This is a genomic window from Streptomyces sp. GQFP, from assembly GCF_021545335.1.
Classification (GTDB): Bacteria; Actinomycetota; Actinomycetes; order Streptomycetales; family Streptomycetaceae; genus Streptomyces.
On sequence record NZ_CP089312.1, the window covers coordinates 8070245 to 8096274 of the forward strand.

A 26030-nucleotide genomic window follows, 5' to 3' on the forward strand; every position below is an offset into this window, starting at 1 on the left:
GGTCACGGGGGAGAGGTCAGCTGAGCTGGGTGACGAAGGTCTGCCAGGCGTTGCGGCTGAACCCTATGGCGGGGCCGGTGGGGCGCTTGCTGTCACGGATGGGGATGAGGTGGGGAATGTTGTCGGCGATCTGGACGCAATCACCCTGCCCGCCGCTGTAGCTGCTGATTCGCCATGCCGCTATGGCGAGGTCCGACGGGGCAACGCGGGCATGCTTCATGGTCTGTACTCCTTGGCGGCGTGTTGGATCAGCCTGAGCGATTCCGTGGGCGGCAACGCCGACATGCGCGCGTCATCGAACAGTGCCCGATAGTGGGCGACTTCGGGTTCTCGTTCGATCCAGATGTTGCCGGTTGGCGTCTCGGTGAGTACGAGATCCAGCGATGCCACCTGCGGAAAGCGCATCAGCAGGTACGGGCCGAACATACCCGAGTACGCACCTCGCGAGAACGGCAGCACCTGAATGGTGAGGTTGGGCAGATCGGCAAGGGCGGCGAGCTGCTCCAGCTGCCCACGCATCACCTCGGGACCCCCGACTTGCTGCCGCAGAACCCCCTCGGAGAGGACGGCCCAGAACTCCATCGGGGATTCGCCTGTCAGCCGTTCCTGCCGGGCGAGCCGCACCTGCACGAACTGGTCGATCTCGTCTGGGCTCTGCCAGGAACGCGAAGCGACGGTCACCGCGCGACCGTACTCGGGCGTCTGGAGAAGCCCTGGAACCAGCTGCACCTGGTAAGTCCGCACGCTGTCGCAGATCGCCTCCAGCTCGATCTGGTCGCGGTAGGCATCGCCGAGGACGGAGTCGTACTGGTGCCACCAGCCCTCGCGCCGCCGCCGGTTGGCCTTGCGGGCCAGCGCTTCGAGGCGCTTGCGGGCGTCATCGTCGTCGACTCGATAGGCGCCCATGAGCGCGTTCAAGTCCGGTGTGCGAACCGGGACATGGCCGTTCTCGATGCGGCTGATCTTGCCCTTGGTGCAGTCGAGGACCTCGGCGGCATCTTGCGTGGTGAGGCTTGCCGCCTCACGGAAACGGCGTAGCTCGTCGCCGAGTTGGCGTCCAAGGACAGTGGATGGCTTCACGTTTGGCATACGCACTCCCTATCAGGGCCGAGGGCCCGTGATGGCGAGGTTACTCGAAAGGGTGAATCAAGCCTGAGAAATCCCTTCAACGTTGCATGGGTCTCTTGTCTCGCGGCATTCTGCTGAACGGAGCAAGGGCAACCCCTCAGACCAGTGAGGGAGTTGGCCGCGAGGAACCGACCCGCCTCAGGGGGCGTCATGGCAGACCGCGACAGCTCGAACGACGTGCACTTCCGGATCTCCCGACACCCTCGGGGCGTGGGCTGGTCGCGGTCGATACTCCGGGGTGCGCTCGCGGGTTGGGGCATGGAGCAGGGCGTCACGGAGGCGGCGGAACTCGTGCTGTCCGAGTTGGTGACCAACGCGCTGCGGGTTCCGGTGCCGAGGGATCGGCAGGTTTGCGTGGGTTTCGTCTACGACGTGGAGGTGGGACTACTGCGCCTGGAGGTGAGCGACGCGGGGGCGGGGTGCCCGGAGTTGGGGTCGCCGGGGGAGGACGAGACGTGCGGGCGGGGTCTGGTGTTGGTGGACGCGTTGGCCGATCGGTGGGGTGTGCGCGAACGGGATGGCGGGATCGGGAAGACGGTGTGGGCGCAGTTCAAGGTGCCGCAGGCGGCGATCCTGCCGGTGGGTGGCGCGGTGTCCGCTGGGTGAGGGCGTGGACGGGGCTCCGAAGTTGCCTGGTGGCGCGGGGAATTGGTGGATCTGGGCCAGAGAGAACTTCTGGGAGGGCTGGTTGCGAACGGTGGGGCTGGCCCGGATCCACCGGTCTCACTTGTGGCGGGCAGCGGCGACCGCGCCACCGCCCCGAGTGAACTGCTCAACGTCGGCCATCTCATGCGAACGCCCTGCCGAGGCTCGGCGGTTGATGCGCAGGGCCTCGACAGGGCGTGGGCAGACGTCAGTTCTTCGCGGCAGCGCCACCACTTCTGCCGCGCTTGGCCGGCGCGGGGCGCCAGGCGCGCAGATCATCGTCGGTGAGACCGTGCTGGCCCTGGTACACGGAGCGGTGCCCGGCGAAGAAGGCGGCAGGGGAGCCGCTGTACATCGCGTCGAACTCGTTGTGCCACTGATCGAGCCAGGGCTGGAGTTCGAGCAGGCCGGCGAGGAGTGGGGTGATCTCCTCCTTGGTCAGCTCGTGCACGGTGAAGTACGTGGCGAGCGCTTGCGCCTGCTCCCGGTGGTCCCAGCCGGCCCACCCGAACAGCTCGGGGGTACCGGAGAAAGGCCCGGTGGCGTAAGAGATGAACCGCTCTTTCGGTACGTCGAGCTTGCCGCGGGCTCGCCAGTAGGAGGGCTTGAGGAAGTCGGCGGAGACGTACTTCTGCGGTACGCGAATGGAGTCCCGGATCGTCCGCTTCTTCTCCTCGGTCTCGGCGGCGTCCTCGTTGCGCTGAAGCTCCCAGACGCGCTCCCAGTCCTGACGCTTCTTCAGGGCTGCAGGCTTATAGCGGAGGGCCGCGAGGAAGGGGACGTGCTCGTCGGCGAGTAGTGCCGACACGACGGTTGTCAGCTCGGTGTGGGGCGAGTACAACTCAGCGACGGAGACGAAGTCCTCGTCACGGGAGAGGGAGTCGGTTAGCTGGTACCGAGTGCGGATCGTGGGCTGCCCGTCCTCGTTGAACCAGTGCTCACGCTTCTCGATCCGGTCCAGCAGCCAGGACTGCAGGGCCTTCTTCTCAAGGGCATCCCACCCGTCGGTTGCCCAACGTCGCTTGTACTCGGGCCGCTCGATCATGCCGATGGCGCGGCTGGACTCGATGGCATCGATGCGCTTTTGCACGACGTCCTTGTAGGCGTTGGACCAGTGGGCGGGCAGCTCCGTGATGGGCGTGGAGCCATGCCGCTTGAACCACTCCTCGGACGCCTCCCCCTTCTGCACCCGCCGAGCGAGCACAATCTCGAAGGCTCGCTCACCAAGGGCGAGTTCGGGAACCTCGGATTCGGGAGCGCGCAAGTCTTCGGCGCGCAAGTTATAGAGGGAGTACACCTGCCAGTCGAGTTCCTCCTGGAGGGCGATCATTTTGGCTCGGGCGGAGAGCCAGCTGGTTCGGGCTTCTCGAAGCGCGGCGGCGACAGGAGTAGTGAGGGCAGAAGGGCTTGCCGCTGAAATTCTCCGAGCCAGGTTATCCAGCTCTGCGGCCAATTCGGTTGGGTAGGCGGGTGGTAGTGGGAACTGTTCAAGCTTTGTTCCCGTGAATTCGTAACGATCGGACCAGGGATGAACGCTGACGCGTGCACCGTCGTCCCCCATAGGGTCGCCACCCTTGGGATAGCTCACCATCTTGAGCCAAAAGCATGCTGTGGAGCTGTTGAGCACCCCAAGCAGCCGGAGATGCTCGTTCTCGTTGGCTCCTTCACGCAGCTTAATTACTGGCGCAGAACGGTTGAACACTTTCCCGTCGCGGTCCAGTAGAAAATGGTTGTGAGTGGCTACGAATGCAAAAGAGATTGACCATTTGTGTGCAGTCAGGTCCTTAGGGATCTGATGCCACTCCCACCATGGGCGACCATCGCTGTAGTATGTGCCTCCGGAGAATGTGGCGCGACTTCCTAGATCCGCTCGGTTGGGCCAAATCCATCGACCCAGGTGTGGAAATGATGTGGGTTGGGCGAGGTTTTTCTTCTCATCATAGGGGTGGAATGCGAAATCACCATCGGTGAAGCCGAAGTCGCGTACTTCATCTCCGATTGTGAGGCGCTTGACGTAGTCTTTTTCTGCATCGAATCGTTGGAAGACGCGTGATGGGGCGGTCATGGCATCGTCGGAGCCCATGACCCCATAGAATCCGATTCGGAGGACATTGACTTTGAGGTTTCCCTGTCTATTCTTGTCCAGGGTATGGATCATTTCCAGTCCGCCGTCAGCAAGGACCCATGGCTGTTTGCCGAAGTACTGTTTCCGCTCAAGGTCATCTACGGAAACCCACTGACTGGCAGACCCTGGTTCATCAATCTGTTCTTTAATGGCCTGCCAAACTCGACCATTCTCTGCACGCCGAGGAGCAGATGGCTCCCCTTGCACGCTACGAACAGTCCGAATGGTCTCCCCCCGGGCCGCCCCTGCCCGCCGCCGCCCCACCAAAATCACAGTCGGCGTCCCATGCCCAGGAATGTAAGCACCCGAGGTGTCAATAACCTCAGTCAACTCCACCTTGTGCGCGAAGTACTCCTCGATCAGCTTTGTCCCGAACTCCCGCTTCATGAAGGAGTTCGCGGTGATCTGCCCGACCATCCCGTACCCTCGCCCATCAGGCTCCCCAACCTTCGCAAGCTGGAAAAACCGCTCGGCGAAAGGAACCGACAATGCATACTTGCCGGCACAGGACTTGTAAAGCTCCCGGTAAAGCGAATTGAGCTTCTTGTCCTTGACTGTGATGTAAGGCGGATTCCCCACCACCACGTCATATCGCCCGACCTCAAGAATCCCCTTGAACTCAGCCTCGTGCACATCCTCAGTAGCGTAAGAAAACTCCGCCAGTTCGTCCTTCTGCTCCGCGCTGAACTCCAGCTCTCCCTGCCCCTCGGTGCCGCGTACGCCGAATTCCAGCTGACGAGCCTTGATCAGTGAGTCGCCCACTGCCAGGTGCAGAGGCCAGTCGTACCGCCCCGCCTCCGCCAGTGTCCGCACGTTCGCCGCCGCCATCGCGGCCATCAGCAACCGGAACCGGGCGATGGCCACCGCGAACGGATTCAGGTCGACCCCGTGCACGGAGTCGAGCGAGGCCCGCACCAGTTCGTGCGGGTCCTTGCCCGGTACCTTCTCCGTCCACAGGTCCACCATCCGCTGGAACGCGCCCAGCACGAAGTGACCGGACCCGCACGTGGGGTCGATCATCTTCAACTCGCCGAAACGGGAGCCCAGTTCACGCACCACCGGATTCATCGTTCGGTCGAGGATGAACTTCTCCACGAACCTGGGCGTCTGAAGTAGCGCATAAGTCTTCCGGGCCGCCTCCGACAGATCCTGGTACAGGTCACCCAGGAACCGCGTGTCCCAACCCTCTTTGCGGTCAGGACTCAGAGGGTCGGTGAAGTCGTGGATCAGTCCCTCCTCGCCACGCTCTCTCCAGAACTCCACCAGCGCCCGAGCCCCGTCGTGCGACAACGGAATCTGGTACAGCGGGTTATGGCGGTCGTCGAAGAGCAGTTTGCCCGCCTGCCCCGCGCCCAGCTCGGCGAACGCCCGCTCCAGCCACCCCCGGTAGGTCGGGTCGGCGCCCTCGGAGTCATCGGCCACGTACTGGGCGTACCGCGCCTCCGCCAGGTCCTGGCGCTCCTGTTCCGGACCCGCGAGATACGGCTCGGGAATCAGCCGATTGTCCTCGCAGAACCGTACGAACACCGTGCCGAGCACCCACGCCACGGCAACCTGGGTGACCCGCTCCTTGAGCCACTCGTTCCACGTGGCCGCCGTACGCTCCAGCTCCCGCGCCCGGTCGTACTCCGCCCGCAGCCGGGCGCCCACCTCCGGTACCGCCCTGACCTGCTCGGCGAGGTCCACCTCGACCGCCTTGACCCGCTTGATCAGGTCGGCCAACAACGCCTTCGCCTTGAGGTCGTTCACTTCGTCCCGTCTCCACTCGTCGCCCGTACGCTGCCTGTGCTCGTCATGCCGACCCCACCGCTACTCCAACACCAGCCCCGCCCCCGCCCGATGCCGATTCCCCACCCACGAGTCCGGCAGCACGATCCACTCACCCAACCCCGCCTGATACGGCACAGCCGTCGTCCCCAGCCGAGGCGGACGCGTCGGGTCGCTCTGCGGACACAGAAGCCACAGCCCCCGCCCCCCACGCCGGGACCGCTCCGCCAGCCGGTCGAGGACGCCCATCGCGTCGTACCGGCCCAGCACCCCGGCGTCGGTCAGAAGCATCGGGCCGTTTGCCCTCACGGGGTCACCACTGGTCAGGAGTTCGGCCAACCGCGGCTCCACAACCCCCCAAGCCGTCCGCGCGTACTCCGCGAACTTCATCGCCCCCCGAGACCCCGGCTCCGCCACATCCGCCCGCACCAGCGTCTCCCACGTCGGCTTGGGACGCTGTTCGACCAGTTCGTGCAGGGCCGCCAGGAACAGCTCGGTCACCGAGACGACCCCGGCCTCGAAGCGTTCGCTGTCCAACTCCCGTACCGCCGCGCCCGTCAGGGCCGTCCGTACCGTCAGCACCCGGAAACCGTCCCGGCGCGACGACGACGTCAGCCGCTCCTCCGCCGCTACCGCCCCGGCCAGCTCCGTGTCGTCGGCGTAACGGTGTGCCGCGATGGTGCCGGTGGCCACGCGGCGGGCGCCCGAGGACAGGAAGCTCGACGCGTCCACCAGCTTGCGCGGCAGATAGCGCGACGTCCGGGTGCCGGAGCGGGTCGACAGTTCCAGGTCGAAGCCCGCCTCGCGCAGAGCCGTCGTCAGACGGCCGCCCCTTGGGAGTTCGTGGCTGCCCCGGTGGTCCAGCAGCTCCGGGAAGCGGGCCCGTACGCGCTCGTGGACCTCATCCACCGTCAGGCCGGGCTGACGGGCGCGTTCCAGGTCGGGGATGACGCGGACCAGGCCCGCCTGGGTCAGCCGCAGGGCCCGTACGAGGGGTAGGTCGCGCGGGTAGATCTCCAGGCGTGGCGTCGCGGCGGCGTTGCGGGAGGCCGCCGCCGCCAACTCGGCCGTGCGGCGCTCGTCCCACTCCACGGCCGCGCTCGGGGGCGGGACCGCGCCCAGCTCCGACAGGACCGTCGCGGCCGTCGGCAGCGTCGGCTGCTTCGACAGGCGGTCGGCGATCTTCCCCAGTCGCTGGGCGTAGTCGAGGAGGCCAGGGGCCGACGGTGTTTCCGGGGCGTCCGCCTCGCCGACCTCCAGGGCCAGCAGGCCGGCGCCCATCGCCTCGTCGGAGGCCTCGCGGTTCGGAGCGTGCCGGAACTCGCTCTCGTCCGGCTTGAGTTGCTCCACCTCGACCACTGCGCGCACCGCCGCCAGGGCCAGGGCTCGCCGCTGCTCCCGCTCCTCCAGCTGGGTGCCACGGCGTACCACGAGCGCGTCGGCGATCTCGGCGGCCGAGGCGACCCGGCCCAGGTCACGCAGCAGTTCGAGGATTTCGGCGCGCAGGGCCTGGACCGCCGGGTCCTTCTTCCACCGTCCGCGCTGCGTCTTCAGCATCTGCGGGATACGGCCCGCCGAGAGGCCGAGGGCCGTCGCCACGTCCTTCTGCTTCGGCCACACCCCGATGTCGGGCAGCTCGCCGCGTTCGTCGGGCAGACGCAGCAGCAGCCGTACCATCTCGCACTCGTTGCGGTTCGCCTCGTCCTTCTTCAGCTCGGGGACGAAGATCGTGGCCAGCGTGTCCAGGCTGACCGTGCGCAGGGCTGCGGAGGGGAGCGATCCCGCGCCTCCGCTCGCCGCCAAAGCGTGCGCGACATCCGCCTCGGCCTGTGTCAGCTCCTCCTTCGCGGCCTTCCGGCCCTCGGGAGTCAGGGGCGCGGTGGGCCGCTCGGCGAGCTGACGGCGCCACTGCTTGATCCGGCCCAGCACCTCCTTGCGGGTCTTGGCGCCCAGGCCGGGGGCGTTGACGAGCTGGCGCTGGCTGTAGTCGAGCAGCTCTCCGACCGTGTTCACCCGCAGGCCGTACACGAACGACTCGGCGGCCGGGCTCAGACCCGAGGCCGAGACGGGCGTGTCACGGTCCACCTGACCGGCCAGCCGGTCGCGCTGCTGCTCGGCGGTCTCCTCCTCGGCGGCGTCGATCGCCGGCTCCGCGCGCGCTGCCACACCGTCCGCAGAGGCGGCTTCCGCAGCCGCCGTTCCCGCTCTGCCCGGTGTGGCCGGCACCGGACGCAGGCGCCGCGACGACGGCTTCGCCTCGTCCATCGCCAGGAAGATCCGCTTCCAGGCGTCCCGCATCGGCTTGAGATCCTTGAAGCGTCGCGCCGCGTCGCGGTGCAGTGCCTGCTGGAAGAACGTCTCCAGCCCGTCCCGTACCGCCGGGTCGAAGGCGTCGACGGCGATCGCCGGATGCGGCTCCTTCTCCGGATCGGTCTGCCGGGCCGAGACCCGGCCCCCGCCCCACAGCGGCAGCTCGCCCGAGGCCATCTCGTGCAGGGTGACGGCGACCGCGTACCGCTCGGCGTGGGCGTCGTACACCGACCGGTCGGTGAGGTCCCCGATGAACGGGTCCAGATAGCCGTCCGTGCCCGCGCCCGTCTCCTTCACCGGGTAGCCGGCCAGCGAGAAGTCGATCAGCACCAGCTCACGGGTGCGGTTCGGGCGGACACGGATGGCGATGTTGTCCGGCTTGATGTCCCGGTGCCAGACGCCCTCGCCTTCCAGGAAGTCGACGGCGCCGAAGAGGTAGTCGCCGTACGCCTCCAACTGGTCGACCGTCAGTCGGCCGGACTCGCGCAGCTGACGGGCGACGGTCTCCTCGCGCCGTCTGGTGCGGGAGGCGCCGGGAGCGGACGCGTCGGCCTCGCGCTCGTCACCGACGTACTCCAGGACCAGGACCGTGCGGCCCGCGATGCGCTGCGGCTCGGGCTCGACGAGGCGGATGATGCGGGAGTCGGGGCGCAGCCGCCCCATGACCTCCGCCTCGTGCTCCAGCACCTCGCCGCAGCGGTCCGACAGCGCGACCTTCAGCACCGCGAAGGACTTGGACGGTCGTACGTCGGGGCCCGCCGTCAGATCCCGCACCAGGAACGCGCGGCTGGTCGAGCCCGTCCCGAGCCGGCGCTTGACCTCCCAGCGGCCCGCCAGCAGGTCGCCCGCGACGGCCTCAAGTGGGTCCTTCTCGGGTTCCGGTTCCGGCTCAGGTTCGGCAGGAGTCGGAACCGGGGTCGGAGTCGGAGCCTGCGGTGCCGCCGGGCGGGCGGGCTCGGTCAGGGTCTCCTCGACGACCTCCAGCATGTCCAGGAAGTCGTCCACCGAGGTCAGCCGGTCGTTGAGACTGTAGGCCGTGGCCAGCTGGACAAGCTCGTCGATGTCATCCGACAGACCGTCGACCACGGCACTGGGCCGCAGCCCCTCGCCCGCCTCGAAGCGCGCCACCAGTTCGGCCTGACTGGCCGCCGGAGCCCTGCCGGTGGCCAGCAGGTAGGTGAGGACGCCGAGGCCGTAGACGTCGAGCGTCACCGGGTCGGCCTTGGGTGCGGTCAGTTCCGGTGCGAGGTAGGGGTCAGCGCCCTCCGCGAGGTGCGCGCCCGCGCGGGAGAACGTGGTCGGCGCGAACCGCTCACCGCCGCCCGAACCGGCGTCGCGCTGCACGGCGACCTGCCAGTCCGAGATCTGCACGTACGGGTTGAGCCAGCCCGCCTCCTCGCCGTCCGCCCCCGCGACGCGGCCCCGGGGCCGGGGCATCACATGGATCGCCCTCGCCGCCAGCGTGCGGTGGTAGATCCGACGGCCGTGCGCCGAACGCACCGTCTCCGCCAGCTGCCGCACCAGAGCCATCCTGGTCAGCACGTCGAGCTTGTCGCCGTACTGCGCCAGATACTCGTCCAGCCGCAGGGTCCGCGGGTCGTAGTCGAAGATCAGCGCGGGACCCGCCGGATGCCCGGACGGGTCGTACTGCTTCAGCTGCACGACACCCGGGTGGCGGAAACGCCGCAGCACCGCTGCCTCGCGCCGCGCCGCCCGCTCCACCGAGGCCCGCTGCTCGGCGTCCGAACCCCGCTCGCGCAGATAGACGCGGACCCGGGCCGCCTCGGGCAGTTCGCTGTGCCGGGCCAGGTAGTCCGCCCAGGTCGGTCCCGAGTCGAACGACTTCCGGTCGAGCTGGTAGGGCCCCACCCGGTACTCGGCGTCACTGGGCGCGATGCCGATCCGCCGCAGGGCGGTCGCGATGGCGCGCGACTTCGGGGCGTCGATCCGGCGGCGTTCGTCGACAGGCGGGCGCTCCAGCATCTCGGCGAGCTTGGGCACAGTGAACAGGCCGTGCTGGTCGTGCGCGGGCAGGCGATTGCGCAGCGAGGAGTCGGTGAAGCACACGGCCTCCGACACCCACACCGACACACCCTCGCGGCGCAGCAGGGAGGCCAGCTCCTTGGCCTTCCGGTTCGCCAAGTGGAGGGGATTCCCGTGGGAGACCTGCCGACCGCTCGGCTGGGTCTGCAGCCAGGACCCGTTGCGGGACTCGACCGAGCCGTGCCAGTCCTTCAGCTCGACCAGGTGCACCCCGCCGGGGGCGATGACGAGGAGGTCCACCTCACGGACGTGGCCGGTGCCCGCGGTGAAGGTGAAGTTGGACCAGGCATGCCAAGGGTCGTTGTTCTTGTCCCGGAGCTTCTCGCGGATGGCCGTCAGGCCGCGCCGCTCGTGCTCGAACTGGGATTCGGTGACCGTGACCCACCGGCCGTCCCGCATACGTGATCCCCGCTCATCTCGCCCAGCCGCCCCGGCCAATGCTGCCCGGACGGCGAAAATCGCCCCTCGCATGCTACTGGGCGTGCACGGCCACAGCGGCTGCCCTGCGCACATACGGCCCCTCGGGCACCGCCGGAAGCCCTCCGACCCCACGGGCCTTGGCCTGCGCGTTCCGGCCCGGTGACCGGAATCGCACCCTTTCGGTACGCATCACCCGAGTTCACCCTGGTCCCAGACTGCTGCGGGGCAATGTGGAGGGGGCCACCATGTCCGGACCGCTGTACGTTCCCGCCTTACCCGTGCGCCTCCACGCCGTATCCGCGGTCAAGGACCTCGCCCCACGGATCCGTGACCTGACGGCTCCCCTGTGGACGCTGCAGGCCCTGACAGCCGAGGGCACCGAGGAACTCCAGCAGGCGCTGGACAAGGAACTCCGGCGCGTCGCGGCCGTACAGAAATACACGTCGGCCTGGCTGGACGCCCCGCACGCCGACCTCGACGAGCGAGCCTACGCGGACCTGCTCCCCTCGTACTGGTCCCACACGGCACTCCGGCCGGTCACCGACCCGAACTTTCCCGCAACCCACCAGGCCGTGGCCGTGGAGAGCGCTCGCTATGGCGGCAACGGCCTCGGCATACGCATACGGCTGCCCGGCGCCTGGAACGACGAACTCGCCGAACGCACCGCGGCTCTGCTCGCCCGGACGGGTCCCGAGGTGCGGGTCGACCTTCTCCTCGACCTCCAGACGGTGCTCCCCGGTCGTCCCGACGCGGGCAAGGAAGCGCTGCGCGCGCTCGACGCCCTGGTGCCCCTTGCCTCCTGGCGCACGATCGCCGCCCTGGCCGGTGGCTTCCCGGACGAGGTCGACAGGTTGCTCGACGGCGAGCGGGGCGAGGCCGACCGCGCCGACTGGGACATGTGGCACGAGATACGCGCGAGCGGGCGGTCGTACGCGGAGTCCGTTCGTTACGGCGACTACGGCACACTCCCCGCCCGCAACCTCGACAGAGCAGCGGACGACAGCGATCGGTCGCGGTACGGACTGCTCCGGTACACGACGGAACGTTCCTTCCCGCTCGCCCGGTTCTGGGCCGAGAACCGGGGCGAAACCGGCGTCACGAGGGAGGCGGCGCGGTGGATCACCGAGTTCCCGGACTTCCGGGGCGAGGGGGCGAGTACGGGCGACCGCTGGTATCAGCAGTGCGCCCGGACCACGGGTTCCAAGGGCACAGGCAACGCCGGGACGTGGAACCAGGTCGGCAACGTCCAGCACATGACTTACGTTGTCCGCTGTTTGGCCGGGGACGCGGATCGTCCCTGAGAGCGGCAGCGGTCAGAGACTGCCCAGCGACTCGCGCAAGTCCTCCGTGAACGACTGCCAGGACGCGAGCTGCCTGACCGGTCCTTCGCGATCCAGCATCTGCAGGAGCCGCGCGCGATTCGCCGAGAAGCGGGTCTGGAGCTTCTGCAGACCTCGCCCCCTTTCCCCGCTGGCCGTGGCGATCGCCTGTTTGAGCAGTGCCTTGGGGTCCGCCACCGATTCAGCCTTCGACGGTTTCGGAAGGTCGAGTGCCATCCGACCGTTGGGGTTGCCCGCCACTTCGCGGATCGCTGACTGGTCGAGCAGCAGCCATGCCTCCAGCATCCGAACGGGGATCGCCGGCACATGCGCCAGGCCGGGGCTCACCGCAGCCACAGCTTCCGCGATCTTGGTGCGGCGGCGATCCGGGGGCTCGCGGTCCGAGTCGCGGTGGACGACGACGAGGTCGTATGCCTGTCCGCTGTCGCTGAGTTGCTCGGCGGCTCGCAATTTGCCCTCGACTCCGGGACCGGGTTTGTTCGGCAGGCGGTTCAGGTCGGGGACCGTCACGAGGATCTCCCTGCCCACGTCCCCTGCGATCCCCTCGATGTGGAAGCGCAGGCCCGTGTCACTGGATCCCTCACACAGGTAGAGGGCCCGAATGGTCACGACGCGCTCTCCTCGAGAGTCAGGCGGGCCTCGGGCGGGGCGGTGAGGTACGCGAGGATGTCGGCCTTGGTGCCGTAGCCCTTTCCTGCGCCCCCGGCGCGCCATGTATCGGCCAGGGGGCGCAGCCGTAGACCGCGCGCGGCCTTGCCGTCGGCCCCCGGGACGGTGGTCGTGTCGGCGATCAGCAGGTCAGCCGGATCGACGAGCTGTACGACACCCGGTGAGTGTGTGTTGATCAGGACCTGCCGGAAGGGGTTGTCGTCGTCCACAGGCAGGGCGGGATCCACGGCCAGATCGCGTACCAGGTCCACCATCGCGGAGAGGTTGGCCGGATGGATGCCGTTCTCCGGCTCTTCCATGCAGACCAGACCGTGCACCTGCGGGTCCTCCAGCAGAACGCAGAGGGCGAGGAAGCGCAGGGTTCCCTCCGACAGGCTGCGGGCCGGCAACACCATGCCGTCGATCTCGTGGAGCTTGATGGTCAGCAGCTCGCGGGTGTCGTCGGCCTCCACGTGCAGTGTCCTGACGTGCAGCCCCGAAAGATCCGACAAGCGACCCGCGACCCGCGAATAGATCCGCGCGGGATCGTCCGGGGACTTCTTTCGTGCGATCCGGTCCAGGCTCCGTGGCAGGTGCAGGCCGTCGGGCTGCATCTCGCTGGGGTCCGAATAGGCGTCGGAGGTGCGCAGCGCGGAGGGTTCGAGGGCCAGCCGCCGCCAGGACTGCATTTCCCGCCTGGCGGTCAGGATGGTCGGGTCGTCGTTGCGGTTGATCGTGGAGAGCATGGTCTGAGGTGCCCGGCTCGCGGGCGCCGGCCGGGGCTGGCCTCGGCGGCTGCCGTCGGCATGGATGCTGACGACGGCGTCGCCCGTTTCGAGGGACGTGGAGATGTAGGGGGAGTTCGAGCGGCGACCGCGTACCACGGCGTTGCGGAAGTCCGCGGCGCGGTGCGGGAAGCGCAGATGTGAGAGAGCCTCACTAGGCCGGATCCGGCTGAGATCCTCGTACCGCAGTGTCAGCCTGCCGCCACGCTCCCCGCCCTGCGGCGGTTGGTATCCGAGGTGGACCTCATAACGGAGGAACGTGGACGTCGGTTCGGCCAGCCTGCCGAAGTCGTCCTCCGTCTCACCCGGGACGATCATCTCGGCGGCGAATCTCATCAGGTGCTCGCCGTCCGCATAGCCGTTCCAGAACAAATCGCGGGCGTCACCGTGCAACGTGCCATGGGTCCCGCGGACGGCCTGCGCCGCCTCGATCATGGAGTGGTCGGTGAGCAGGCTCAGGAACTGGGTCGCATCGAAGACGTTCGACTTTCCTGTGCCGTTTTCTCCCGCGATGCAGGTGAAGGGGCCGAACTCGACCCTGAGATCCAGCAGGTTCTTGAATCCACTGACTTCGAGCCGTGTCAGCATGTACCCCCCGTCGGTCCAACCCTGGCGTGTCCGTGGAACGCGTGGTGCCCGGCTGCGTCCAGGGCCGCCGGTGCGCACAGGAATGATAGGGCGTCAGACCGCGACGGGCCGTGCGCGTCCGGCTGTGACCGGCGACGGAACCGGGGCGTCGGCCGGAGAGCTGGCAGGATGTATCCGACGAGACAGTGGATCGTGGACGTCGACGACGTACGGAGGAGAGGTCGCCGCTGTGCCTCCGACTGACGGAGCTGATTCGGGGACGTCCTCGCTGGACAGGGCCGCGCTCGTCACGGGCGTGCGCAAACAGGTCCGGGCGCTGGAGGCGGACCTCCGCGAGCGCAGCGACGACATCGACCGGTATCGAGACCGCCTCCGGGGCACGTACGAAGCCGCGCGAACAACCGGTCGTACGGCTGCCACGTACGGTGCCTGGCGGGACGAGCGCATCACACAGACCGCCGTGGCATGGGTGCTGGGCACGGTGTTCGTACGCTTCTGCGAGGACAACGGACTCATCGACCGGGTCTTCATCGCGGGGCCGGGGAGGCGTCTGGCGGAGGCGGTGGAACGGCAGGACGCCTATCGGGCCGAGCACCCAGGGGCCAACGACCTGGACTGGCTGGCGGAGGCGTTCACTTGTCTGGCGCGGTCGCACGTAGCGCTGGCCCGCGTCTTCGACAGGGAGCACAACCCCGTCTGGGACCTGTCACCGTCCCCGCAGGCCGCAGCCGAGCTGATTGAGTTCTGGAGGGGGCAGTGGGGTAAAGACGGGTCACTCCAATACGACTTCACTGACCCGGAACTCGACACCGATTTCTTCGGTGACCTGTATCAGGACGTCAGTGAGACGTCGCGGAAATCCTACGCGCTGGTCCGGACACCTGAATTCATCGTGGACCTCGTTCTGGGCCTCAGTGTCGATCCGGCCATCGCGGAATTCGGTCCCCCTGGCTTCCGTGGGATCGACCCGGCCTGCGGATCGGGAACGTTTACGCTGGGGCTCTTCGAACGCCTGCTGGCTGCCTGGCGAGCGGCAGAACCCGCGACGTCGGATCACACACTCATCCGCCGGACCCTGGATTCCGTCCATGGCTGCGACGTCAATCCGTTCGCCGTGAGCGTCACCCGGTTCAGGCTGCTGATGACTGCCGTTAGGGCGAGCGGCCACCGGGCGCTGAGTGAGCTGCCGGGACACGTGATCAATGTGGCGGTCGGTGATGCCCTGCTGGACGGGCGAGGTGCTCCGGGAGGGCCGTCGCTGTCGTTCCTAGGGGCGTGGGAGAGCGAAAGCGAGGGAATGGTGGAGGACGTCGATTATTTCTCCGAGTCGTGCGATCTTCTGGGCCGGAATTCCTACCATGTCGTGATCTCGGAACCTCCCTTTGTCCTCGAACGCGACAAGGCGAAAGACGCGGCATACCGGGAGGCCTATGAGGTAGGTTCCGGGATGTCCCCACTCTCGGTCTTCTTCGTCGAGCGCATGTTCCAGTTGGCGGTGCGGAAAGCCGACGGAACTTCCGCTGGTTACGTCGGCCAGTACACGTCCAGTTCCTTCACCACGCGTGAATTCGGCGAAAAACTGATCGAGGAGTTCCTTCCGCGCGTCACGCTGACCCATGTCATCGACACCTCCGGCGTCTACGCACCGGGCCACGGGACCCCGACCCTGATCCTGGTCGGCCGGAACGACCCGACCATGCGTGATACCCCGGTGCGTTCGGTCCTCGGCGTGCGTGGTGAGCCCAAGCAGCCGACGGATCCGGCCGAGGGGATCGTGTGGAAGGCGGTTCTCGACCAGATCGACCGGCCCGGCAGCACCTCGGAATGGGTGAGCGTCCAGGACGAACCGCGGGAGCGTTTCTCCCGCTTCCCGTGGACGTTGGCGGGTGGCGGGGCCGCGGACCTCATGGACGTACTCTCGCGGGCCCCCCGACAGCTGGCCGACGTGCTCGCCGCCTCGGTCCGAATCGTCGCGGATCCAGGTCAGCGAGAGGTCTTCGCCCTCGGTCGGCCCTGGTTCGCCCGGCATCCGGACTCTGCCGGACTGGGCCTCGGCATGGTCACCGGAGAGACCGTACGGGACTGGCGTGCGGAAGTGTCGACCGAAATGCTGGCTCCGTACCACAGGGACGACGCACCGCGCCTCCTGGACCTTCGCACCTCATGGGGTCGCCACCTCTGGACGATGCGAGGGACCCTCCGGGCGGCTCCCGGAGCGCGGGAACCCTTCCGCACCGGGCCGTGGTGGACCTGGAGACGCTGGACTCCCGGCGTCAATCGGGGACTGGTGATCACGTTCGCGGCCATGGCCACGCACAATCACTTCGCCGTTGCATCCGGCAAGCGGGCGTACAACAGGACCGCACCCGTGCTGCGGCTGTCCCCGGCCACGGGCGAGGACGAGAACATCGCTCTGCTGGGAGTGCTCAACTCGTCGACGGTCTGCTTCTGGCTCAAGCAGACCGGCTCCGCCACCGGGCTCGACGGACTGGGCAGCTCCTCGCCAGGCGAGGAATGGGCGCGGACCTACCGTTACGCCACGAAGTCTCTCGCGCGGCTCCCGCTCCCGACGAGTGTTCCACTCGCCCGCGCGCGGAAACTGCACGCCTTGGCCGAGCGGCTGGACACCCATGAGCCGAGCGCCGTCTGCTCGCAGGAACAACCGCCCGCCCGAAAGACCCTGGACAAGGCCAGGGCCGCCAGCGAAGAGACACACCATCAGATGATCGCTCTGCAGGAAGAACTGGACTGGGAGGTCTACGGCGCCTACGGCCTGCTCTCCGACGATGAGCAGGCCCGCTTGACCACCACCCTCGATGTTCCGCCGCCCTTGCTGCTGCTGGGCGAGCGTGCCTTCGAAATCGTGCTGGCACGCAGGATCGCCACCGGTGAGGCTTCGGACTCGTGGTTCGTGAGACACGGCGCGACACCGATCACCGAAATCCCGCAGCACTGGCCGGCTGCCTACAAGGAGGTTGTGCGGGCCAGAATCGACGCCATCGAGTCCCATCGCGCGATCGCCGTCATCGAGCGCCCGGAACACAAGCGGCGGTGGTCGTCGGAGCCGTGGGATCGGCGCGAGGGAGAAGCGCTGCGTACCTGGTTGCTCGACCGTTGCGAGGACCCACGACTCTGGTTCGCGCACAGGAACGGGGCCAAGCACCCGCGCCCCCGGACGATTGACCAGCTCGCACGGGATCTCGGCACCGATGCCGCAGTCCGTTCCGTGGCCGCGCTCTACGCGGCCGACCACCTCGGGAAGCGAGACGCGACCCTGCGTGACGTGCTGGCGGCGATTGTGGCCCACGAACACGTGCCTTACGCGTCCGCGCTGACGTACAGGGAATCGGGACTGCGCAAGCGCGCCCAGTGGGAGCAGGTGTGGCAACTGCAGCGCAACGAGGACATGACGGGTGAGGCACTGGGCATCCCCGTCCCGCCGAAGTTCACTGCCGTCGACTTCCAGCGCACCTCCTACTGGTCGCTTCGGGGCAGCCTGGACATTCCACGGGAACGCTTCGTCTCCTATCCCGATGCCGTTGCCGAGGAGGACGATCTCCTGATCGGCTGGTCCGGCTGGAGCGATAGGGACCGTGTTCTCGTACTGCTGGATCTGGTCGGTGTACTGCGGCAGCAGTCTCACCCCAGCGTTCACCGGATCGTTCCCCTGCTTGCCGAAATTCAGGAACTGATCCCCTGGGTACGCCAGTGGAAGGACCCGGCAGGGCTGGACGCGGACCTCGATCACGCCGAGACCTACCAACGCGAACTCGACGACCTGCGCACCGCTTTTGGGCTCAGCACCCACGACCTGGCCTCCTGGCGACCCCGGAAGGCCGCCCCAAGAGGGAAGTGATCGGCGATACGCGCGGCGTCAGGAGCAAGGCGGAAACCCATGAGCAGCTTCACCGAGGCGAACCTCAAGGCGCTGGCAGGCGCCCGTTCCTACGGGCGCGGGCTCGGATACCTCGACGCGGTGTCCGGAGTTGATGTCGGCGACGGCAGGATCACCGCGACCGTCCACGGCACGGACCGGTACGAGGTTGAGTTGATCCTGGACGGGCCCGGAGGGTTGAGCGGCGAGTGCGACTGCCCCTACGGGCTGGAGGGCAACTTCTGCAAGCATCTGGTCGCCCTCGGCCTGACCGTGCTCGCCCGGAAGGAGAGCCTGCCCCGGCAGCGCAAGGCGGCCCGGAACCGTGCGCAGGAACTCGACGCCTGGCTGTCGGCCCTGTCCAAGGACGAGTTGCTCGCCCTGGTACGGGAACAGCTCGGCGAGGACCGTCAGTTGCGGCGCCGCCTGGAGCTGCGGGCCGCGAGTGCGCGCGGGGACCTTGCCGCGGTCCGGGCGAGCATCCGTGAGCTGCTCGACATCGGCCCGTTCGCGCAGTACGGGTACGTCGAGTACGCGGATGCCCGCGCCTACGCCGACCAGGCCGGGCAGGCGGTGTCCGCCATCCGGGCGCTCACAGGCTCGGGCCGGGCCTCCGACGCGATCACCCTGGCGCGGGAGGCGATGCGGATGCTGGCTGAGGCATTGGAGAGCGTGGACGACTCCGATGGGGGGCTCGGGCAGGTCGGCGCCGATCTCTCCGACGCCCATCTCGACGCGTGCCGGGCGGCGTGCACCGATCCGGACGAACTCGCTCGCTGGCTGGTCGGCCATGTGCTCGGCGACTTCGACAGCATCACTGGCATCGATCCGCTCGACTACGAGGATGTCCTCGGCGAACGCGGGATGACCGTCCTGCGAGAGCTGGCGACCGAGGCGTGGCGGCGCAGGCGTACCGGTTGGGCCGAGAAGTCCCTCATGGAGCGACTGGCCAAGGCGGGAGGCGACATCGAGACGGTGGTAGCCGTGCACGCGACCGACCTTGCCGCGAACGGCCACACGCACCTGGTCATCGCCCGCGAATTGGACATCGCCGGACGTCCCGACGAGGCCCTGCACTGGGCGGAACGAGGCGTCCGGGAGGCCCGGGACCTCGACGCCGTCGACACAGCCCTCATCGACTATCTCCACGAGCGATACGAGGAGGCGGCCCGGCTTCCCGACGCCGTCGTCCTGCGCCGGGACCACTTCGGTGCCCGCCGCACCTTGCTCGCGTACCAGCAGTTGCGCGCCGCCGCGCGGGCCGCGGACTGCTGGCCGGCGGAACGCGAGGGAGCACTGGCCCTGCTGCACGCCGACGCGGCGCGGCGGCAAGGGAGTTGGTACGGCGGCCCTGTCCTGGTCGACGCCCTGCTCGACGACAAGGACGTCGAGGCAGCCTGGCAGGCCGCCGCCGAAGCAGGTCCCGCTACCCACGACCGGCAGTGGCTCGCCCTCGCCGACCAGGCACGCGCAGCCCGTCCCGCCGACGCGCTCGGCGTCTACCTGCGCCTGGCCGAGCCGCTCACCGAGCAGACCGGCAACGGCGTCTACGCGCAGCTTGTCGGCCTGCTGCTGAACATCCAGGACTGTCACCGACTGCTGGGCACACCAGGCGACTTCGCCGCGTACGTCGCCGCCCTGCGCACCGCACACAAACGCAAGCGGAACCTGATGCGCCTCATGGAGGAGCACGGGCTGTGAGCGGGTCGGCGCCACGACTGCTCACACATCGCCCCTGCACACGGCGAACTACACGAGCGCGGGCGCCCCGACCCCAGACACCGGCTGCGTGAGCGACCGCAGCTTCTCCCGGGTCTCCGGGTCCGTCGAGTACACGATCGTGCCGATCATGCCCCGCGTCAGCAGCACCTTGTAGGTGTTGCGGATGAGCCGGCTGATGTCCGCGTCCGAGGTCGCCTTCGTGAAGGACGGGTCCTTCGATGCCGACCGGTCCACGACCCAGTGGTCCGTTCGCCACACCAGGTCGGGGCCGATGATCACGCCGGACCAGTCGTACTCGAAGCCCTGCGCGGTGTAGACGCAGCCGACCTGGCCGAAGCCGGCCGGGTCGGTGGCCCACAGGGGCGCGGGTGGCGCCCCGAGTAGAGACCGGTCGCCGTACACGTTCCAGGGGCGGGCCCACTCGCCGATGACGACGTCGGTGGGCAGGGTCGCCATGTCCGGGGTGACCTTGGTGGTCCACTTCCAGCAGTAACCGGCGGACATCCGGGCGCCGTAGCCCTCCGCGCGGCGTGCGACGAGGAAGTCCTCCAACTCCTGGGGGCTTTCTGCGGTCAGCAGCTCGAACTTGCCGTCCGGCTCCCACTGGCCGGGCGTGCCGCCTTCCAGGCCGAGCAGGTCGACGACCCACTTCTCGTACGCGTCACTGCCGCCGCACCTGAACTGGCTGTCCAGCTCCACCACCGTGCAGTCGAGGCCCTGTTCGGCGGCGGCTCGCTTGATCTCCTCCTTGGTTCCCATCTCGCCGGGGCGTACGACCTGGTGCTGGTCGAGGAGGAAGACGGGCACACGGGCCGCGTCGATCAGTTCCGCCACCTGGGGACGGCCGGTACGGAGTTCTGCCTTGGTGTAGCGGTTGGCGGAGGTCTTCCGGAGGCGGTGGGCCTCGTCGCAGATCAGTACGTCCAGGTCGTTTGGCTCCGCGTCCATGAAGCTGTTGAAGTACTTGAACAGCTGCTGGACTTCGCGCTTCTTCGCCCCCGCGACCCTGCGCATCGTCTTCGTGAACGACTGCGACCCCGTCGCGTGCAGCGCGGGCACCCCGCGCCGGTACAGCTCGCCCAGCAGCGACATCGCGATCACGCTCTTGCCGGAGCCGGGACCGCCGGTCACCACGACCACCTGCTTGTGGTTCGACCGCTTGGCCTTGCGTACGGCCGACATCACCTGCTCGTAGGCGACCCGCTGCTCGGCGATGAGTACGAACTGCTCGCGGTCGCGGATCTCGGCTGCCGCGACGGACATCAGCTGCTTGGAGGGTCGGATCTTGGCGTCGCACAGTACGTCCGCTGCTTCCGCGCCGGGCTTGGCGGCGAGACGCGAGCGTAGGAAGTTCAGGAAGGCGCCGCGCTGTTCGCCCGTGTACATCCGGCCGTGCATGTCCTCGGTGACGGCCCGGAGACCGGCGACCCCGAACTGGGTGGCGTTGTGCAGGTACGCCACACCGGCCAGTGCCCTGGGCATCCGCTCCAGTGCGCCGTTGAACGACCGCAGGTACTCGCAGTAGCCCCGTACCTGCTCGATCGGGTTGAGCACGGGATGCGCGTACGCGTCGATCCGGCACAGCAGCGGCTCGTCCTCCTCCGGATAAGCCGCGCTCCACTGCTTGAGTTCCACGACGACGTACGACGGCTCGCCCGTGGTCGGGTGCACACCGGCGAGTACGGCGTCCGCGCGCTTGCTGGTGAGGGGAAGGCTGTACTCGATGAGGACCTCGACGTCGTCGAGCCCGGCCTCGATAAGTGCGTTGACGAGTGCCGGAAGGCTGCGTTCCCAGGAACGCACCTCCGCCGCTGCGGGCCTCCGGCCGTGCTGGTGACGGAAGTTCTCGGTCAGATGCAGCGCCAGCGATCCTTCGAGGAGGCGGGCGGCCACGGATGCCGCGGACTCACGGAACAGCAAGAAAATGCCCCCAGGCAGCACGAAGAAGACTCGTGCGGGTGGGGGCATGTCCTCCGATGTCCGCGCGCAGGCGGATCAGGAAGCCCGTCGGGCCGCTGAGATGGTTCTCGTCATCCTAGGACAGGGTGCGGATCACAACGAGGGGCGGAGCGGGCGGAGGTCGCCTCGGAGAATGAGCACCGTCGTTGTCAGTGGTGCCGTGCATGATCGGCGCGTCGGTTCTTCTACGGGATGGAAAAGCGCTATGCCGATCACAACTCAGCAGGTAGCGGGGCACGCGTTTCTGCGGCAGATGTACGAGGACTCGTACTTCCCCGATCACATCGTCGACAAGGGCAGAGCGATTCTGTTTCGGCTGTGCGAGCGGATTGAGGCTGAACAGCCGCCGGACCTGGCGGCCCTGTATGTGCTCACACAGGCCGCGACGGAGGAGTTCAACCTGCTGGAGGCGGAGTTCGATGCAGCCGGGAGTGAGATCGAGACGGTTGCGCGCGAAGTGATCGCTGAGGACTTCTGGTTTGTCGCGTCGGCCTACGGGTTCACGGACGCGGATGTGGAGGAGCTGATCGCCACCCGGGATTGGTGAGCGACGACCGAAGGGCCACCTGCCGGTCCAGAGCTACCGGGGTCGCGGTGCTCGCGGCGACGGACACCGACACCGACGACCACTTCTGATGTTCGGGCTGGCTATTGGGGCCGGCAGCCGCTGAACCTCAAGCGTGGCTGCCCGGAGCGCGATTCAGTGCCGCCATCAGTTCCGCCCTCCTCCGGATCCCCAACTTCCGGTACGCGCTGGTCAGATGGGTTTCCACCGTGCGGCGGGCCACGTGCAGCAGCTCCGCTATCTCCGTGTTCGTGCGGCCGTTCGTCGCCAGTTCTGCTATTCGGCGTTCGCTTGCTGTGAGTGCTGTTGCCGTGCGGCGGGCGCCGCCCTCGCGGAGGGCCTCGTCCGCTGCTGAGCGCAGGCGTACGGCGCCCAGGCGTTCGGCTCGTTCGGCTGCCTCGCGCAGGGACTTGCGGGCTCGGGCGCGTTCGCCGGCGGCGATCAGTTGGCGGCCTCGGGCGATCAGGGCGGGGATCAGTTCCGTTTCGACGGAGGCCTCGCGCAGGACTCGTACCGCCTCGGCCGTCAGGTCCAGGCCGTGGCGTCCGCCCGTTGCCGTACCCAGGACCCGCAGTGAACGGCCCACCAGGCGTGGGGTGTTCCACACCCGGGCCAGGCGTAGCTCCTCCTCCGCGAGGGCGAGCGCCTCCTGGGGGCGGCCCAGTGCCAGCCTGCACTGCGCGGCGGCTGCCCGCCACGGTGTGACCATCGGGCTCAGTACGTCGCGTGCCGACTGGCGGCGTCCGCACTCCAGGAAGTCCCCGAGCGCGCCGGCCGGGTCGCCGGAGGCGGCGCGCATCACGCCCCGGGCGTACAGGAAACGGTTCAACTCCCAGGAGTCGTACGCCTCCCGCAGATCGAACGCGTCGGCGAGCTGCCAGGCCTCGTCGAGGCGGCCCGTCTCGACGAGCGCCAGGAGTACGTGTGCCTCCACGTTCGTCGGCCCGGTTTCGGGCCCACCTTCCGTCTCAGTCGTCCCGGCCTTGCTCCACGGCCCCTCCTCACCCCCCGTCGCCCACTCCAGCCCGAATCTGAAGCTCGACCCGGAGGCCTTGTTCGTACCCGTGGCCTCCCCCTTCCACGACTCCGGTGCGCTCAGCAGTTGGGCGTAGTCCCCGCGGGCGGCGGCTATGTCCGCGCGTACGTTCAGCAATGCCTCGTACATGGGGTGGAGCAGGGTCGGGCGTTGGCCGGTCAGGCCTCGGTCGGTCAGGCGTTCGGCTTCGTCCAGTTCGTCGGCCCATTGGGCCACCGCTGCCGCCGTGCCCAGGAGGAACGGCTCCGCCAGGGGGTCGGCCGGTTGCGCCAGCAGGGCGCGTACCTGCTTCATGGCGGCTTCCGCCGAGGTCAGGCCCGCCGTCGCCTCGTACCGTACGAGGAGGGCCTGGCCGGCGGGGCCCAGTGCCCCGGGGGAGTGTTCGGCGGTGTCGCGCAGCCAGCGGTACATCTCCTTGCGGATCGTCTGGTCGTGGTCGCCCAGGAGCGCCGAGGCCGTCTGGACCGTGCGCAGCAGGTCCGGGTGGTTCGTCAGCTGGCCGTCCAGATCGCGGAGCAGGGTCACCGCCGCGCGTGTCTCGCCGCGTCTGGCCAGCGCCGTGCCCAGGGCCACCGCCGCCTGGACGCGGTACTGCGGCAGGCCCGGCAGGCGCATCGCCTCGGTCAGGCGGGGGATGCCCGCCGAGGAACGTAGCGAGGCGAACTCCAGTGAGCCCAGCTCGGTCAGCACCTCGGCCCGGCGGCCGTCCGACATCGGCTCGTCCAGCACCCGGCGCAGCAGGACCACCGCGTCGTCGGTACGGTCGTCGCGGACCGCGACGGCCGCCGCGTCCAGCAGGGCGCCCGTCGCCCACACCTCGCCCATCGTGCCCGAGCGCAGCAGCAGCTTGGCGACCGTCGCCGTCGGGACGCCGCGCCGCAGCATCGCCTGGGCCGCCGCCCCGTGCGCCGCCTGCCGGTCGGCGGCGCACCAGCCGGCGAGCACCGCGTCCCGCAGCAGCGGGTGGGGGTAGCGGGGCAGGCCCTCGTCGCCGCAGCGCAGCATGCCGAGCCGGGGCATGGCGGTCAGCCAGCCCCGTACCCGGGCCGGGTCGGCTCCGAGTGTCTCCACGGTCTCGGTGAACAGGTCGGTGAACAGGTCTACGTCGGCACCCTCCGGCACCTCGTCCAGCGCGGCGAGCACCCGCGCCGCCTCGGCCGTCGCCGCCCCGGCGCACTCCAGCCACCAGGACACCGCCGCCGGGAACGCCCCCGGATACAGCGCCGCGCACGTCTCCGGGAGCGCGGCCGGCGCGGCGGCGGCGCTCACGTCCTCCAGGAGGGCACGCAGGAGCAGCGGGTTGCCCGCGCTCGCCCGTACGTAGTCCGCCACCCACTTCTTCGGCGCGTCACCGACCGTCGAACGCACCAGGTCCGTCGCCGCGTCCAGGCTCAGCGGGGCGAGGGTGTGGGTGCGTACGAGGGCGGGGGAGAGGGTGTGGACCAGGCCGGCGGACGGCGGGTCCACGTCGTACTGGCTGCGCTCCGTCACCAGCAGCAGTACCGGTAATCGGTCCACTCTGCGCGCCGCCTCGATCAGCCAGCACCGCGAGTTCTCGTCCGCGAGGTGTACGTCGTCCACGGCGACCAGCACCGGCCCCTCGGCCGCGTACGCGCGCAGCATCCGCCACAGCCGGGCGGCGGCCGGTTGCGGTTCTTCGGCCGCGGGGGGCGACTCGCACAACTCCTGTATGGGGGAGAGCAGTTGTTCTACGACCGGGAGGTCGGCGCCGGTCGTGCTGCCCTGCGGGGAGCAGCGGACGCGCAGGACGCGCATGCCGTGCGTCTCCGCGTGCTCGGTGGCGGCCTCCAGGAGGGCGGTGCGGCCGGTGCCGGTGGCTCCGCGCAGCAGGACCAGGCGGCCCGATCCGGCGCGGGCGCGTGCGGCCTCGTCGGCCACCAGCGCCAGGGCCTCCCGGCGCTCATACAGCGAGGAGAGCGGTGAGAGCGGTGAGAGCGGTGAGTGGGATGAGTGGGATGAGAACGGTGCGGATGGGGGCTGCATGCCTGCCTCCTGTCGTGGGTAGTCCTGTCGCGGGTGGGAACTGGCCGGTTTCTTGGGGGACTTGGGTCTCTCGGTTCTCTCGGTTCTCTCGGTTTGTTTGCTTCTCTTGCTTCTCTTGCTTCTCTTGCTTCTCTTGGTCTAGAAGGCCTGATCGGCCCAAAAGGTTGAAGCGCCGGCCGATCTCGTGGTGTGTCTCGTGGTGGTCCACGATTGTGCGCGCCCCATGTGTAAAAGAAGTGTTGGCTGTGCACGTCTGCCACCGACCGCTCACAGGTGGCGGCACCTGACCCTGGGGGCAGTTCTTGCGCACCACACTCCGCACCACGGGCCCCGGCACCGGGGCCGGTACAAGGGCCGCCGGAACGGGACCCGTCACGAGGGCCGCCGGTACCGGACCCGCCGAACCCGGGCGCCGTGTACCCGTCGCGGTGCACGCGTCCGACCCGATCTCCCGCGCCGGCGCGGTCAGCCAGCTGCGGCAGCATCCGGTCGTCGACCTGCACGACGAGACCGACACCGGACCCGGCATCGTTGCCCTGCTGGTCAGCGAGAGCCTCGACGAGACAACGCTGTCGCGGCTGCGCCGGCTCGTCCGCAGCGAGGGGGCCAAGGCCGTTCTCGTGGTGGGCATGCTGCGCGAGAACGAACTCCTGGACGTCATCGAGTGCGGCGTCGGAGCCATCGTCTGGCGCCACGAGGCCACCGGGCACCGGCTGGCGCAGGCCGTGCTCGCCGCCGCCCGGGGCGACGGAGATCTGCCCTCCGACCTGCTCGGTCGGCTCATCAGCCAGGTGGGCACACTGCATCGCTCGGCGGCCGGCCAGCCCGGTGCCCCCACCTCGGGCCTCGCGCCGCGCGAGGTCGATGTCCTGCGCCTCGTCGCCGAGGGACTCGACACCGGAGAGATCGCCAGCAAGCTGTCCTACTCCGAGCGCACGGTCAAGAACGTGATGCATGGACTCACCACCCGGCTGCACCTGCGCAACCGGGCGCACGCCGTGGCCTATGCCCTGCGCGAAGGCTACATCTGACCGAACGGGCAATCGAACACGGCGCGCGGACACCAACTCA

14 protein-coding genes are annotated in these 26030 nt (G+C 68.6%); 6 read left to right on the forward strand and 8 right to left on the reverse strand.

The genetic code is table 11. The annotated features are described in order from the left end of the window. Positions 1-16: 16 nt before the first annotated feature. Both LUX31_RS36390 and LUX31_RS36395 read right to left on the reverse strand, forming a co-directional pair. A complete protein-coding gene (locus tag LUX31_RS36390; RefSeq protein WP_235479560.1) occupies positions 17-220 on the reverse strand; it encodes a DUF397 domain-containing protein in 204 nt (67 codons plus the stop codon). Next, positions 217-1089, reverse strand: a complete 873-nt coding sequence (locus LUX31_RS36395; protein ID WP_235479561.1) for a helix-turn-helix domain-containing protein — start codon at positions 1087-1089, stop codon at positions 217-219. Before LUX31_RS36395 ends, LUX31_RS36390 begins: the two co-directional genes overlap by 4 nt. A 189-nt stretch (positions 1090-1278) precedes the next feature. On the opposite strand from LUX31_RS36395, the gene LUX31_RS36400 reads away from it, so the two are divergent. Next, entirely contained in the window at positions 1279-1734 is a 456-nt protein-coding gene (locus LUX31_RS36400) for an ATP-binding protein (protein WP_235479562.1), read from the forward strand. Between the two features lie 247 nt (positions 1735-1981). On the opposite strand, the gene pglX (LUX31_RS36405) is transcribed toward LUX31_RS36400, so the two are convergent. Together pglX (LUX31_RS36405) and pglW are read right to left on the reverse strand one after the other, a co-directional pair. Beyond that, the gene (pglX, locus tag LUX31_RS36405) at positions 1982-5647 is read right to left on the reverse strand and encodes a BREX-2 system adenine-specific DNA-methyltransferase PglX (protein WP_235479563.1); all 3666 of its coding nucleotides are present in this window, start codon (positions 5645-5647) and stop codon (positions 1982-1984) included. Between the two features lie 60 nt (positions 5648-5707). Beyond that, on the reverse strand, positions 5708-10417 hold the full coding sequence (gene pglW / locus LUX31_RS36410; protein WP_235479564.1) for a BREX system serine/threonine kinase PglW: 4710 nt from the start codon (positions 10415-10417) through the stop codon (positions 5708-5710). A 266-nt stretch (positions 10418-10683) separates the two neighbouring features. On the opposite strand from pglW, the gene LUX31_RS36415 reads away from it, so the two are divergent. Then, entirely contained in the window at positions 10684-11739 is a 1056-nt protein-coding gene (locus tag LUX31_RS36415; RefSeq protein WP_235479565.1) for a beta family protein, read from the forward strand. 12 nt (positions 11740-11751) lie between these two features. Here LUX31_RS36415 and LUX31_RS36420 read toward each other — a convergent pair whose 3' ends face one another. Continuing rightward, positions 11752-12387, reverse strand: a complete 636-nt coding sequence (locus tag LUX31_RS36420; RefSeq protein WP_235479566.1) for a hypothetical protein — start codon at positions 12385-12387, stop codon at positions 11752-11754. After that, positions 12384-13799 carry an AAA family ATPase gene (locus tag LUX31_RS36425; RefSeq protein WP_235479567.1) on the reverse strand — a complete coding sequence of 472 codons (1416 nt, stop codon included), beginning with the start codon at positions 13797-13799 and terminating at the stop codon, positions 12384-12386. Before LUX31_RS36425 ends, LUX31_RS36420 begins: the two co-directional genes overlap by 4 nt. A 229-nt stretch (positions 13800-14028) precedes the next feature. Here LUX31_RS36425 and pglX (LUX31_RS36430) point away from each other — a divergent pair, with 229 nt between their 5' ends. Continuing rightward, the gene (gene pglX, locus LUX31_RS36430) at positions 14029-17655 is read left to right on the forward strand and encodes a BREX-2 system adenine-specific DNA-methyltransferase PglX (protein WP_235479568.1); all 3627 of its coding nucleotides are present in this window, start codon (positions 14029-14031) and stop codon (positions 17653-17655) included. 39 nt (positions 17656-17694) lie between these two features. Continuing rightward, the gene (locus LUX31_RS36435; protein ID WP_235479569.1) at positions 17695-19374 is read left to right on the forward strand and encodes an SWIM zinc finger family protein; all 1680 of its coding nucleotides are present in this window, start codon (positions 17695-17697) and stop codon (positions 19372-19374) included. Between the two features lie 48 nt (positions 19375-19422). Here the strand turns inward: LUX31_RS36435 and LUX31_RS36440 are convergent, their stop codons facing one another. Then, complete coding sequence (locus LUX31_RS36440; RefSeq protein WP_328285719.1) at positions 19423-21315, reverse strand: DUF2075 domain-containing protein; 1893 nt, start codon at positions 21313-21315, stop codon at positions 19423-19425. A 244-nt stretch (positions 21316-21559) separates the two neighbouring features. On the opposite strand from LUX31_RS36440, the gene LUX31_RS36445 reads away from it, so the two are divergent. Then, positions 21560-21901, forward strand: coding sequence for a DUF5713 family protein (locus LUX31_RS36445; RefSeq protein WP_235480184.1), 342 nt, complete (start codon positions 21560-21562; stop codon positions 21899-21901). Positions 21902-22028: 127 nt separating this feature from the next. Here the strand turns inward: LUX31_RS36445 and LUX31_RS36450 are convergent, their stop codons facing one another. Further along, complete coding sequence (locus LUX31_RS36450; RefSeq protein ID WP_235479571.1) at positions 22029-24959, reverse strand: helix-turn-helix transcriptional regulator; 2931 nt, start codon at positions 24957-24959, stop codon at positions 22029-22031. 302 nt (positions 24960-25261) lie between these two features. Here LUX31_RS36450 and LUX31_RS36455 point away from each other — a divergent pair, with 302 nt between their 5' ends. Continuing rightward, positions 25262-25990, forward strand: coding sequence for a helix-turn-helix transcriptional regulator (locus LUX31_RS36455; protein ID WP_443046033.1), 729 nt, complete (start codon positions 25262-25264; stop codon positions 25988-25990). Positions 25991-26030 lie beyond the last annotated feature (40 nt).